At 60.6% G+C, this 13,330-nt stretch carries 11 protein-coding genes; 2 read left to right on the forward strand and 9 right to left on the reverse strand.

Annotated elements, in window-relative coordinates; genetic code table 11:
• Positions 1-207 precede the first annotated feature (207 nt).
• Positions 208-2,019, forward strand: coding sequence for a long-chain-acyl-CoA synthetase (locus Q0072_RS16970; RefSeq protein WP_298332660.1), 1,812 nt, complete (start codon positions 208-210; stop codon positions 2,017-2,019).
• Between the two features lie 86 nt (positions 2,020-2,105).
• Here the strand turns inward: Q0072_RS16970 and Q0072_RS16975 are convergent, their stop codons facing one another.
• The 3 genes from Q0072_RS16975 to nhaA form a co-directional block, all read right to left on the reverse strand.
• Positions 2,106-2,390, reverse strand: coding sequence for a hypothetical protein (locus Q0072_RS16975; RefSeq protein WP_013478508.1), 285 nt, complete (start codon positions 2,388-2,390; stop codon positions 2,106-2,108).
• 305 nt (positions 2,391-2,695) lie between these two features.
• Positions 2,696-5,260, reverse strand: a complete 2,565-nt coding sequence (locus tag Q0072_RS16980; RefSeq protein WP_298332664.1) for a TonB-dependent receptor — start codon at positions 5,258-5,260, stop codon at positions 2,696-2,698.
• Between the two features lie 305 nt (positions 5,261-5,565).
• Positions 5,566-6,747, reverse strand: a complete 1,182-nt coding sequence (gene nhaA / locus Q0072_RS16985; protein ID WP_298332667.1) for a Na+/H+ antiporter NhaA — start codon at positions 6,745-6,747, stop codon at positions 5,566-5,568.
• A 333-nt stretch (positions 6,748-7,080) separates the two neighbouring features.
• Between nhaA and Q0072_RS16990 the strand changes: the two genes are divergently transcribed.
• Positions 7,081-8,514 carry a protein adenylyltransferase SelO family protein gene (locus Q0072_RS16990; protein ID WP_298332670.1) on the forward strand — a complete coding sequence of 478 codons (1,434 nt, stop codon included), beginning with the start codon at positions 7,081-7,083 and terminating at the stop codon, positions 8,512-8,514.
• Here the strand turns inward: Q0072_RS16990 and Q0072_RS21955 are convergent.
• The 6 genes from Q0072_RS21955 to Q0072_RS17015 all read right to left on the reverse strand — a co-directional run bounded on the left by Q0072_RS21955 (position 8,497) and on the right by Q0072_RS17015 (position 13,206).
• Positions 8,497-8,688, reverse strand: coding sequence for a type II toxin-antitoxin system RelE/ParE family toxin (locus tag Q0072_RS21955; RefSeq protein ID WP_366941838.1), 192 nt, complete (start codon positions 8,686-8,688; stop codon positions 8,497-8,499). The two genes, Q0072_RS16990 and Q0072_RS21955, sit on opposite strands and share 18 nt — an antisense overlap.
• Positions 8,604-8,795, reverse strand: coding sequence for a hypothetical protein (locus Q0072_RS16995; RefSeq protein ID WP_298332673.1), 192 nt, complete (start codon positions 8,793-8,795; stop codon positions 8,604-8,606). The genes Q0072_RS21955 and Q0072_RS16995 overlap by 85 nt, the downstream gene beginning before the upstream one ends.
• A gap of 4 nt (positions 8,796-8,799) precedes the next feature.
• Positions 8,800-9,075 carry a type II toxin-antitoxin system ParD family antitoxin gene (locus tag Q0072_RS17000; RefSeq protein ID WP_298332676.1) on the reverse strand — a complete coding sequence of 92 codons (276 nt, stop codon included), beginning with the start codon at positions 9,073-9,075 and terminating at the stop codon, positions 8,800-8,802.
• Positions 9,076-9,117: 42 nt separating this feature from the next.
• Positions 9,118-10,041 carry a glutaminase gene (locus tag Q0072_RS17005; protein WP_298332679.1) on the reverse strand — a complete coding sequence of 308 codons (924 nt, stop codon included), beginning with the start codon at positions 10,039-10,041 and terminating at the stop codon, positions 9,118-9,120.
• 160 nt (positions 10,042-10,201) lie between these two features.
• On the reverse strand, positions 10,202-11,137 hold the full coding sequence (gene bla / locus Q0072_RS17010) for a class A beta-lactamase (protein WP_298332682.1): 936 nt from the start codon (positions 11,135-11,137) through the stop codon (positions 10,202-10,204).
• Entirely contained in the window at positions 11,134-13,206 is a 2,073-nt protein-coding gene (locus tag Q0072_RS17015; protein ID WP_298332685.1) for a S9 family peptidase, read from the reverse strand. The genes bla and Q0072_RS17015 overlap by 4 nt, the downstream gene beginning before the upstream one ends.
• Between the last annotated feature and the right edge of the window lie 124 nt (positions 13,207-13,330).

Raw genomic sequence — 13,330 nt, forward strand, 5'->3', positions numbered from 1 at the left:
CCGGGGTCCGGGGTCAACTGACCCCGGAATCCTTGCCTGAATTCAGTCGCTTTCGCGCACTCACATAACAGCGCCTTCCCTTGCGGTAAGGGAAAATACTTTCCGTTCACGTCAATTTTATGCTGGTGAAACGCATATTCCGGGATATGCTGAAACGTAAGGCGTCACCATAGACGTCATGAGGCACAGGGTATCCGGAGACGTTCCATGAACCTGATCGACAGGGCCATGCGCGAATTCATTTTCATCAAGCGGTTGCTGCGGCTGCTGCGCCATATCCGCGAGGTAGACTCAAACTCACCCGTGCTGGTGTGTGACGATGTCGAAGCCTCGGTGGATCGCCATTCGGCGCGCCTCGCCCTGCTGTTTGAGGACAAGAGCCTCACCTATTCAGAGATGGACGTGCTGGCCAACCGTGTGGCCAACTGGGGTTTGTCGCGCGGCCTGAAACCCGGCGATACGGTGGCCGTCTTCCTGCCCAACCGGCTCGAATACATCCCCATCTGGTACGGGCTGAGCAAGATCGGCGTGATCAGCGCCCTGATCAACAATGCCCTGACCGGTCAGGGTCTGGCCCACTGCATCAACATCTCAACGGCCAGCCTGACGATTGTTGACCCGGCGACCTTGCCCGCCTTTAGCGAGATCGAAGCCACCCTGAGCCGCCATCAGGAGGTGTTTGTGCTCGATCTGGCGCCGGGTGACGAAACCTCGCATCACCATTCGCTGACCCAGGCGCTGAAAGGCGTCAGCACGGTACGCCCCGACCGCAAGATTCGTCAGGGCATGGTCGCGCATAACCCGGCGCTGTATATCTATACCTCCGGCACCACTGGCCTGCCCAAGGCGGCCAAGATCACCCACGCCCGCGCCCAGCTTTACATGAAAGCCTTCCGCGGCGTGTCGCACATGAGCGAGGAAGACCGCCTGTATAACGCCCTGCCGCTGTACCATTCGACCGGCGGCCTGTGCGGGGTGGGCGCGGCGCTGCTCAACGGCGGCTCCATGGTTATCAAGCGGCGCTTCTCGGCCTCGGCCTTCTGGCCCGATGTACGCAGCCTCAACTGCACCCACATCGTCTATATTGGGGAACTGTGCCGCTACCTCGTCAACGCGCCGGTGGCGGCCAATCCGGACGATGAGACGAAGCACCGGCTGAAGGTCGCTTTCGGCAACGGCATGCGGCCGGAAGTGTGGAGCGAATTCAAGTCGCGCTTCAATGTGCCGGTGATCATTGAGTTCTACGGCTCGACCGAAGGCAATGTGTCGCTGTTCAATTTTGACGGTCAGGCCGGAGCTATTGGCCGCGCGCCGGCTTATTTGCGCAACGCCTTCAATATCCGGCTGGTGCAGTTCGATGTCGAAAGCGAAACGCCGGTGCGCGGGCCGAACGGTCTGTGTATTGAGTGCAAGCCCGGTGAGGTCGGCGAAGCCATCGGCGCCATCGGCACCGACGCCCGCCACTTCTACACCGGCTATGCCGACAAGGCGGCCTCCGAGAAGAAGGTGATGCGCGACGTCTTCAAAAAGGGCGACGCCTGGTTCCGTTCCGGCGACCTGATGAAGATGGACAAGGACGGCTATATCTATTTCGTGGACCGTATCGGCGACACCTTCCGCTTCAAGGGCGAGAACGTCTCGACCTCAGAGGTGGGCGAATGTTGCGCCCGTGCCGAAGGCGTCGATGAGGCCATCGTCTATGGCGTGCCCGTGCCCCACTATGACGGCAAGGCGGGGATGGTGTCGCTGATCACTGGCGAAGGCTTCTCGATCGAAGCCTTTGCGCAGCACGTAAACAGCCACCTGCCCGTCTATGCGCGGCCGCGCTTTGTGCGTCTGCTGCAAAATGCCGAGACGACGGGCACCTTCAAATACAAGAAGATGGACCTTGTTCTGGCGGGCTTTGATCCGGCCAGGGTCAGCGATCCGCTCTATGTGATGAAGACGGACGACAGCGGCTATAAGCCTCTGACGGCGGAGTGCCTGAGCCTGATCGAGAGCGGTCAGTACCGCATGTAGACATCACAGAGCGCGTCTTTGCGTCGCAAATAAAAACCGCGCCGCTTCGGTTGAAACGGCGCGGTTTGTTTATGTCTATGGCTGGTTCAGTCGCGGCGCGACAACAGCAGGCCGATGACCACACCGGCGGCGGCGGCAATGGCCACCGAGGTGCCGGGGTGCCGGCGGATCTGACGGCGCACGACCTTGGTCTTGTCTTCGGCCTCATCGCGGGCTTCTTCGAGAATAACCTGAAGGCGGTCTATGCTGCCATTGATCTTGTCGCGGGTGTCCTGCGACACCTTCAGCTTGTCTTCGAGGTACTCCAGCGCGTCGGTGATCGAGCGCGTGGTCTTTTCGGCAATAGCTTCGGCAGGGGCTTTGTCGGCCATGAGCGGTCTCCTTTGGCTGTGACACAGATATAGGCGTTCTGTCGAAATATTGCATCCCACAAGAGGGTGAAAATACGGCAACCAGGGTGCCAAAATATAAGGCTTCGACAAAAAAAGAGGCCCCGGTTTGCACCGGAGCCTCTGTCTCTGCTGATCCCTAGATCATTATGATTTCTGGTAGAAACATAATGATCTAGATTTTGTTTCGCCCCTCGCCGGGCGGTGGCTTTGCCACCTTGGCCGCCGCCTCAATGGCGGCTTGAGCGGAATGATTCCAGTAGAAATCATTCCGCTCTAAATGAGGATCAGTATTTAACGCGCAGGGTCACGCCATAGGTACGCGGTTGCCCCATAAAGGCGTCGTAGGTGTTGGAATCCAGCGCCTGATTGTAATAGGTGCCATTGGATTGCAGGGTGGACTGGAAGCCATTGCCTTGCAGCGGGGCGTTGATGACGACCTGCTTATAGGTTTCGTCGGTCAGGTTCTGCGCCCAGAATTCCAGCGTCCAGGCCTGATCCGGCGCACCGATGCCGAAGCGGGCATTGAGCAGCGTATAGCCGTCCTGCATCTTGAACGGGATCAGGTCGGAGCCGGTGTTGTATTCCGAGGAATACTTGGCAGCGATATTGCCCGTTGCGCGCAGGTTTTCGGCGATATTGCCCGACCAGGTGACGGCCAGAGAGCCCGTCCATTCCGGGGCGAAGGACATCCGCGCGCCCGGCAGGAGCGACAGTTGCGGGAAGCGTGCCGGGTTTGACAGGTCAGAGGCCTTGAAGCTGCCGTACTTGGTGTCGGCATAGGCGACGCCGCCCTGCACCGACAGACCGCGGATCGGCGTGGACCAGTAGACATCGGCATCAAAGCCCTTGGATTTCAGCTCCGGGATCGACTCGACCACGAAGGCCGTGCCGAGGAAGGTGTTGAGCTGGAAGTCCTGGAAGGTCTGATCGAAGGCCGTGATGTTGAACAGCAGCTTGTTGTTCAGCATTGAGGTCTTCAGACCGATTTCGTAGGAGTCCACCGTCTCCGGCTTGAAGTAGAGCGAGGCGTCCGGCGTGATGCCCGTCTGGGCGCGGTCGAGGTTGTAGCCGCCGCCCTTATAACCACGGGCGTAGGAGGCGTAGGCCATGATGTTTTCGTTAAAGCGGTAGGCGCCTTTCAGCGTGCCCGACCATTCCTTCTCGGTCACTTCGTTGGCGATGCGGCGGTTATTGAAGGCCGCATTGCCCCAGAAGGTACACATATTGCCGACCACGGTCGGACGCGACGCCGCCGGGATGGCCGCCCACGTGCCCACCGGGGCATTGCCCATCAGGCCCGAACGCGCAATGGCCGAGGCGCAACCGACACCCCCATCCGAATTGGTGTAGATGGCGGTCATCTTCTTGGTTTCCTGCGTATAGCGCAGGCCCATCGTGACCTCGAACTTGTCGGTGAACTTGTAGCCATTGTTGGTGAACAGGGCCAGCGACTTCGACTCCTGCGTATAGTAGTCGAGCGCGCCCTCACCCGCCGTGTAGGAGGTGCCCGGTGCCCGGCCGGTCAGGACCGAAACCGTCGGCGTCGTGGTGGGCAGGCCAAGAGACTGCGCCAACAGAATCGACAGATAGGTTTCGTATTGCGAGCCATATACGTAGGAGTCGGTGCGCTTCAGGTCTTCGTCGGCATAGAAGGCACCGACCAGCCAGTTGAGCTTTTCACCGCCACCGGCCAGACGCAATTCCTGCGAAAAGGTATCGAAGTCCGCCTTGAAGTCTCCGTTATCGCGACGATAGAGGATGTCAGCGCCCGAATAGTCGATGTCCTGACCATTGGTGTTTTTCCACTTACGCACACCGGTGACCGAGGTCAGAGTCGAGTCGAGCCAGTCCAGCTTGATATTGGCTTCGACCGAGACACCGCCATCGATGATCTGCTGCGTGGTCGGGCGGTTGGAATAGGCCAGACGCGCTTCCGGATTGGCGGTCGCCGCCACGCCGTTTCCGCCCGTCAGCGTGTTGAGCGCCGCGCCGGTCGGACCGGTACGGGTCTGCACCACGGCGCAGCAGTTTTCGTCACGCTTCGAATAGTCGGCGATGACGCGGATCTTGTGCGCGCCCGGCGTGAACAGCAACTGACCGCGAACCGTGTAGAAGTTCTGATCGGCGTCTTCCTTGAGGGCGCGCGGGCCAATGCCGGTATTGACGTCGTAGAAGCCACCGCGCTCGCGCTTGGCCACAAACAGGCGACCGGCGACGAGGTCTTCGGACAGCGGCCCGGTGATCGAGGCCGATACGCCCTTGCCGTCATAGTTCGACACCGTGGCTTCGCCGTCCATGCCGAAGGTAAACGACGGTTCCTTGGTGATGATGTTGATAACGCCGGCCGAGGTGTTCTTGCCGAACAGGGTGCCCTGCGGCCCCTTCAGCACTTCGATACGGCCGATTTCACCCAGATCGCCAAAGCCGACGCCATTGCGCGGACGATAAACGCCGTCGATGACCACGCCGACCGAAGACTCCATGCCGGGGTTGTCGCCGACCGTGCCGACGCCACGGATACGGGCGGTGGTCAGGGTTTCGTTCTGCGTCGAGGTGACGGTCAGACCGGGCGTCAGGACCTGCATGTCCTTGATATCCCGGACACCGGCGTCCTGAAGCAGCTTGGCCGACAAGGTGGTGACCACGATCGGCACATCCTGAAGCGACTGTTCGCGCTTCTGGGCGGTGACGGTGATGACCTGAACCTCTTCCTCAGGCTGAGCGGTCTGAGCCTGAGCCACAGAGGTCAGGGCGGACGCCGCGCTGAGCGCCATGACCATACCGGAACAGGTTACCATCAGTTTGCGGTTGAGGGAGAAGCGATTGTGAGTGTGTGCCTTTACGCGCATGTGTTTCCCCTAGGTCAAGCAGGCCGCCTCTTCCGCAAGGGAAGATTTTACAGTGTAAACGGCGGTCCCTGTATTTGCCGGTTTTGTCTTTGACGTTGTTTTATGCAGACTCGCCCAAGGGTTTACTTGGCACGGTCCGCTACGTGACATGATATGACACATGTGTGGACAAAGACAATTTCAAATTCATCTCGCAAGCGCACATGAAAAAACCGCGCAAGCCTTGTTTGACAAGGCTTACGCGGCGTTAGCAGTAGCACCACAACGGCCAAAAAGGCCTGTAAATATTGACGGTTACGCAAACGTCAACTTGTGACGCGGCGACGTGACAGAACTATTGCGCCTGCACAGGCCGAAAGTAACGATCCCGTAATTACACCAAGCTTTATGGCATTTTGGGCACTTTCCGCATGGTCAGCAAAGGCCAGAGCCCCCAGAAACAGGCTCATGGTGAAGCCGATTCCGCACAAAAGGCTGACGCCATAGAGCGCCGCCCAGCCGCTGTTTTCGGGCGCACGGGCGATTTTCAGGCGGATGGCCAGCCAGGCCAGACCGAACACGCCGACCTGTTTGCCGACAAACAGCCCCAGCGCCACGCCCAACATGCGGGGATCGGCCAGCGAGGCGAAGCTCATGCCCGCGAACGAAAACCCGGACGCCACGAAGGCAAAGAAGGGCACGATGCCGTAGGAAACCGGCGTATGCAGGTCGTGCATGATGGTTTTGAGCAAACTTTCTTCGCCGCGCGCCGGGGCGTCCAGCGTCACCATAAACGCCGCCGCCACCGCCGTCAGAGAGGTGGCCAGACCGGCCTTCAGGCTAAGCGCCCAGGTGGCGATAAACAGCACCAGATAGACGGCTTTCAGACCGCGCGCATGATCCCGCAGGGCGTATTTGGCCAGCCCTATCACCGCCAGCAGAGCGGCGATCCACAGGCACATGAGCAGGTCGATGCCCGACGAATAGAACAGGCCAATGACCAGTACCGCCCCCAGATCATCGACTATGGCGAGCGTCAGCAGGAAGACGCGCAGGCTGTCCGGCAAGCCCCGGCCGACCACCGCAAACACGGCCAGGGCAAAGGCAATGTCAGTCGCCATCGGCACGGACCAGCCGCGCAGATCGCCGCCAGGCAGACCCGCATTCAGCGCCACATAGACCAGAGCCGGAGCCGCCATGCCGCCAATCGCCCCCAGTACCGGCAGGGCCAGCTTCTTCGGGTTCGACAGTTCGCCACGAAAAATCTCGTACTTGATCTCCAGCCCGACCACGAAGAAGAAGATGGCCATCAGGCCTTCCTTCGTCCATTTCAGCACCGACTTGTCTTCGACAAAGGCACCGACCTGCACCGGAATATGGGCGTTGATAAAGTCGAAATAGACCGCCGCCCACGGCGAATTGGCCCACAGCACGGCGATGAGGGCCGACAGCCCCAGAATGAAGCCAGCACCGGCTTCGGTTTTGAGAAATTCGAGGGTGAACTTCATCGGCGGTCTCCTTTTCCGCGGGCACGGTCAAAGGCCATGCGAGGGTTAAGTCCGGATAGGGATTTCATTAGAGCGCTTTCCGAAAAGTGTGACGCACTTTCGGATAAAAAAGCGCGCTAAAACAAAATTTTAGAGCGTTATTTCGATTCAGTTTGAACGAAATACGCTCTAACGTCCCTCGCAGGGCGGTGGCTCCGCCACCTTGGCCGCCGCCTCAATGGCGGCTTGAGCGGAAGGGTGCCCTTCCGCTCGAAATAGTGATGTTTGGTATCGACTATTGCGGAGAACCGTAGCAAACCGGACGCCCTGTCCCAAGCAAAACCGGTCTGTTCCATGCCGATTTCCGCCCGATACCGTCCTGATCCGCGCCTTGCGACCTCTGGCATGCCGCTGGTCGATGCGGTGCGCGCCGCCGACTTCCCGAAGACGGTTTTAAGATACCGCAATGACCGCGCGGCGACCTTGGTCGGCCTTGAGGGTTTGAACGATGCCGAATGGATCGCGCATTTCGGCCGTTTTACCCCCCTGCCCGACAATCAGACCGAACCGCTGGCCCTGCGCTATCACGGGCATCAGTTCCGCCACTACAATCCCGACCTCGGCGACGGACGCGGCTTCCTGTTTGCCCAGATGCGCGATGCGCGCGACCGGTTGCTCGACCTCGGCACCAAGGGTTCCGGTACGACACCGTGGTCGCGCGGCGGCGACGGCCGTCTGACGCTGAAAGGCGGTGTGCGCGAGGTGCTGGCGACCGCGTTTCTGGAGGCCGTGGGCGTCCATACGTCGAAGAGTTTTTCGCTGATCGAAACCGGCGAGTCCCTGCGCCGCTATGACGAGCCGTCGCCGACACGGGCGGCGGTGCTGGTGCGCCTGTCGCATTCGCACATCCGCTTCGGCACGTTCGAGCGGCTGGCCTATCACACCGAAACCGAGGCCATGACGGCGCTGGTGCGCTATGTGGCCGACACCTATTATCCCGACCTCAGCGCGCATCAGGGACCGGACCTGACGCACGCCCTGTTCGATGCCGTGGTGACAAAGACCGCGCAACTGACGACCCAGTGGATGTGCGCCGGCTTTGTGCACGGCGTGCTCAATACCGATAATATGAACATTACGGCCGAAAGTTTCGACTACGGCCCCTACCGCTTCCTGCCGCACTATGAGCCGGGGCTGGTGGCCGCCTATTTCGACGAAGGCGGGCTCTATGCCTATGCGCGGCAACCCGATGCGGTGTTCTGGAACCTGACGCAACTGGCGCGCTGCCTCAGCCTGATCGGCGACAGCCAGCCGCTGATCGACAGCCTTAACGCCTTTTCCGAGCGTTATCAGACGGCCATGACGGCACAGTTCTGCCGCCGTCTGAATATTGCCCCGCAGGGTATGGAGACGGAGACGCCTCTGATGCAGGCCGCCTTCCGCCTGTTGAGCGCCGCAAAGACACCCGGCAGTTTTGAGGGGTTTTTCTTTGACTGGTTCGGCGGCCCGCTCAGCGAAGCCCGCGCCCTCAATGGCCCGCGCGCTGAGGTCTATACACACCCGGATGCTGCCGATTTTCGTCGTCTGATCAGGGACTACGCCCCCGCCGATACGTCAAAGTTGTCGCGCCCGCTGTTCGCGCAAGTCAGCCCGGCGACCCTGCTTTATGATGAGATCGAAGCCCTGTGGACACCCATTGCGGAAAATGACGACTGGTCGCTGTTTTACGAAAAGCTGGCGGAGATTGAGCGTTATCGGGAGGGGTTGGGGTTATCCGAACAAGGCTAACCAATCCCGCGCTCCATGAACCACACGCAGCAAGATAACACGCCCGGCAGCCTCATCCACGCGATAGATGATCAGATAGCTGTCGTGAGTCAGCAGGTAATGTTCCCCTGAAATGTCCGGCACAGGGCGGCCAGACCTGGGAAACGTCGCCAGAACCTCAAAACGGGCAGCGATATCGCGGACAACTGGTCGGCGGCCCGCTGGCTGTCAGCCGCTACATAATCCCATATATCGAGAAGGTCGCCTTCAAAACGACCTGTGCGCTCAAGACGGAAGATCATCCCGTTACTTTCCGGCACGCTGGCGCGCCTTGGTCAGTATGGCCTCTGTTCCTTCCCATTCAGCATAGCCACTGCGCTCGCCCTCGTCGATCAGCGCCTTAAGCTCGGCGATCTGGCGTTCGCGGGCCTGCTGCTTGTACTTCCAGTCGCGCAGGGCCTCGCGCACCACTTCGCTGGCCGAGGCGTATTCGCCGCTGTCCACGGCGTCGCGCACCATGGCCGCCATATCGACCGTCAGGGCAATGCTGACCTTTTCCACGCGCGGCTTGTCATCGGCCATCAGGCATCTCCGGTACGAATGAGTAGCAATTTATACCACCACTCACAGCACCGAACAATTGGTGATCTGGCTAAAGGCCTCCAACGCCGCAAAGCCCACCACCGACGTGCCGTGGCGATCCAGTTCCGGTGACCACACGGCAATAGCGGCCTGTCCCGGCACAATGGCGACGATGCCGCCGCCGACGCCGCTTTTGGCCGGCAAGCCGACGCGATAGGCGAACGACCCCACCGAGTCGTACACACCGCAGGTCAGCAGCAGGGCATTGAGCCGTCGCGCCTGCCGCGCCGGGAAGACTGTCTCTTCGATCACCGGCGAAAACCCACCGGCCGCCAGCGGCAGGGCGGCGCGCGCCAGATCGCGGCACGACAGGGTAATGGCGCATTGGCGACAATAGGCCGCGATGACGGTTTCGACCTCATGATGCAGCGTGCCCGCCCCCTTCATCAGATGGGCAATGGCACGGTTCTTATGCGCCGTCTCGATTTCTGAGCGCGCCACGGCCTCATCTATGGTCAGGGCGTTCTGGCACAGGAACCCCATATAGTCGCGCACCGTCAGGTCCGGCCGTCGCGTGCCTTTGAGCAGCATATCGACCACGGCCAGCGCCCCGGCATTGATAAACGGATTACGCGGAAACCCGGCCTCGTGCTCAAGCTGCGACAGGTAGTTGAAGGGCGTTCCCGACGGCTCCTTACCCACCCGCGTCCACACCTCATCGCCTATGCGATTGAGCGCAATCCCCAGCGCAAACAGCTTGGTGACCGACTGCGCCGAAAAGGGTTCGTCGCCGTCGCCAATGACGTATTCCTGTCCTGAGACGGTACGCACGGCCATGCCGAACTTCTTCGGATCGACGGTCGCCAGTTCCGGGATATAGTCGGCCACCTGCCCCTTGCCGAATTGCGGCTTCACCGTCTTTTCGATCTGCGACAGGACTTCGGGCAGGGACAGTTCGTGTTTCATGGGCCTCTATACCCCCTCCTCCCGATGACGGGGAAGGGTTTAGAGCATTCGTCGGCTCAACTGAGCCGTCTCATGGCTCTAAATTTTTGTTTTCGCGCAATTCTTTCCGAAACGAAGTTCGGCGAAGCCAAAAGTGGTGCCCACTTTATCGGATTGCGCTCTATGATGAAGCGCTCTCGCTGTCGAGGCTTTCGGCAAAGGCCAGCGTATCTATGACCAGCCGCGTGATGTCGGCCACGACAGCATTGCGCGCCTTGTCATCCAAGGTACCGCCAGTGGTATAGATCGACAGGAAGATCGGCGGCTGCCCCCCGCTGGGCCACAGCACGGCCACGTCATTGACCGCCCCATTGGCCCCGCGTCCCGTCTTGTGCCCGACCGTCCACCCCTTCGGAACGCCCGCAGGAATCATGTCGGGGCCCGTCACAGTGGCCACCATCCAGTCACGCAGCAGAGACAGGCTTTGGGGTTGCAGCACCGCGCCGGTAAACACCGTGCGCAGCAGGCTGCTCATGGCGTCTGGTGTGGTGGTGTCGCGTTCATCGCCCTCGATATTGCTGTTCAGTTCGGGCTCGTTGCGATCAAGGCGGGTCACCGTGTCGCCCAGCCCGCGCACAAAGGCCGTCAGCCCGGCCGGACCGCCGATCAGAGGTAGCAAGAGGTTGGCGGCGGCATTGTCGGAGACAGCCACCGCCGCGGAACACAAGTCGCCAACGGTCAGGCGGCCCTTGGCGACGTGCTTTTCCGTCACCGGCGAATGGTCGAGCAGGTCGGCCTTGCTGTAGCGGATTTCCTGCGCGACGGAGAGTTTACCCTCATCCACCGCCTTAAGGATGGCCGCTGCCAGCACCCATTTGAAGGTCGAACAGAGGGCGAAGCGCTCACTGGAATTGATATTCAGGCTGCCGTCTGCGGCGGTGTCCCCCTGAACGACGGCGGTGCCGGTGCGGACGCTGACGCCCACCCGGCCACCGTGGCGTTTCTGAATCTCCATCAGGCGCTGGCCCAGACCGATGGCCTGATTGACCTTTTCAGAGCAGCCGGCGAGGCACAGACCGGCCCCGCCCATCACAATACCCCGCCGCGTCAGCATCATTTCGCCTTCGTATGTTCGTCCAGCCAGTCAAACACCGTCTTGTGCCATTTCAGGGAGTTCTGCGGTTTCAGCACCCAGTGGTTTTCATCCGGGAAGCGCAGGAACTTCGACTTCACGCCATTCATCTGAAGCGCCGTGAAGGTGCCGATGCCCTGTTCCGGGATGACGCGGAAGTCCTGATCGGAGTGGATGACCAGCATCGGCACCGACCAGTCCTTGGCGTGCAAAGCCGGATTGAACTTGTCGTAGTTCTCCGGTTTGTCATAGACGCTGCCGCCGTTTTCCCACTCCGAGAACCACAGTTCTTCGGTGGCATAGCCCATCGAACGGTTGTCAAACAGGCCGTCGTGATTGACCAGGCACTTCCACGGGGCCTTCCACTGCGAGGCGATCCAGTTGATCATGAAGCCGCCATAGGAGGCCCCCAGCGCACAGGCATTGTCCTTATCGAGGAAGCTGTATTTCGACAGGGCGTAGGCATAGCCCTTTTGCAGGTCTTCCAGCGGGCGGTCGCCCCAGTGCTGGCTGATGGCGTCGGTAAAGGCCTGCCCGTAACCGGTTGAACCGTGGAAGTCGATCATAATGACCGCATAGCCCGCTCCGGCATAGGCCTGAGGGTTCCAGCGATAGGACCAGCTTTCGCCGAACGAGCCCTGCGGCCCACCGTGGATCAGGAAGGCCACGGGGTACTTTTTGCCTTCGACATAGTTGGCGGGCTTGACGATATACCCATGCACGGTTTCGTCGTTCCAGCCCTTGAAGGCAAACTGCTCGAACGCCCCGAAGGCGCGGTTTTGCAGCACCGGCTGATTGATGGTGGTGAGCGCGGTGGCCCCGTCATCAATCAGTTTGGCTTTCGGTTTGGACACAAACAGTTGCGACGGATAGTCGAGCCCGCTCTTGGCAAAGACAAAGCGATCTTTCAGCGGGACGTAGGCGTCCATATGGCCGCCTTTCGACAGGGGCGTCACCTGGCCCGAGGCGATTTCGACGCGGAACAGCGGTGTCTTGCCCACGTCACCGGCGACGACGAAGAGGCTCTTGCCATCGGCGGCCCATTTCAGGCTGTCGGCCGAGCGGTCCCAGTCGGCGGCGATCTGCTTCGTTTCGCCGGTGGCCAGATTGCGCAGGAAGATTTCAAACTGATCGGCTTCAAAGCCCGGACGCTTCATGGCGCGATAGGCCAGCCACTTGCCGTCTGGCGATACCTCGGCCCCGGTATCCCAGGCCTTGTTGGCCTCGGTCAGGTTGATCTGGGTGGATGGGTTGGCGATATCGACCTTATAGATGTCGAAATTGGTCGAACGCGGCTCGTCCTTGCCGGCGATACGCACCGAGTAATAGACAGTCTTTCCATCGGGCGAGACGCTGTATTCCGCCTCGTCGCCGAACGGCTTGGACGGCACGTCGCCATCGACCCCAGCGGTCAGCGACACGGCTGCGCCGCCGCTCAGCGGCACGTAGAACAGGTGGTTGCGCGTCCCGTCGGCCCAGGTGTCCCAATGCCGCACGAACAGACGGTCATAGATGACGCCGGTGGACTTGTCGGCCTTCTTTTCGGCCTGCACCTTCAGCGTACAGTCGATCTCTTCGGTCTGGCACGACTCCTCGATCGCCAGCGACAGGACCAGCCCCTTGCCGTCCGGCGACAGCTTGTACGACCCGACATCCAGCGGCAACTTGGTCACCTGCACCGCTTCGGCGTCGTTGAGATCGGTCTTCCACACCTGCATCGAACCCGAACGCGCCGACAGGAAGTAGAGCGCGCCATCGGCCCCCCACTGCGGCGACAGGGCCCCGCCCTTCGACGCTGCGCTCAGCGGTTTTGAGGTGCCGGTCTTGAGGTCGCTCAGCCACAGGGTGTTGACGCCCTTGGTCTTTTCGGCGTTCAGCGTGCGCACCTGAAAAGCGGCGTGAGTCTCCGCCTTGTTCACCGTCAGGCCCGACAGGCGCTGCATCGACACAAGGTCGTCATAGGTGAAAGGTTGCTTGTCCTGCGCCTGAACTGAAAGCGCAGGGAAAAGAAGCGCGGCGGCCAGGCCTACCGTAGCGAGGAGACGAGACTTCATCGGAAACCCGTTGGTTACAACAGAAAGGAAGCGTTGTTAGACCGCGCTTTCGCTAACCTGTCGAGTCCGCCCGCCGGAGTCCGGGTTAAAATTTGGTAATAATCTGGTGAAGCCTATTTCGAGG

The sequence above is a fragment of the Asticcacaulis sp. genome (assembly GCF_027484505.1).
Taxonomy (GTDB): domain Bacteria; phylum Pseudomonadota; class Alphaproteobacteria; order Caulobacterales; family Caulobacteraceae; genus Asticcacaulis.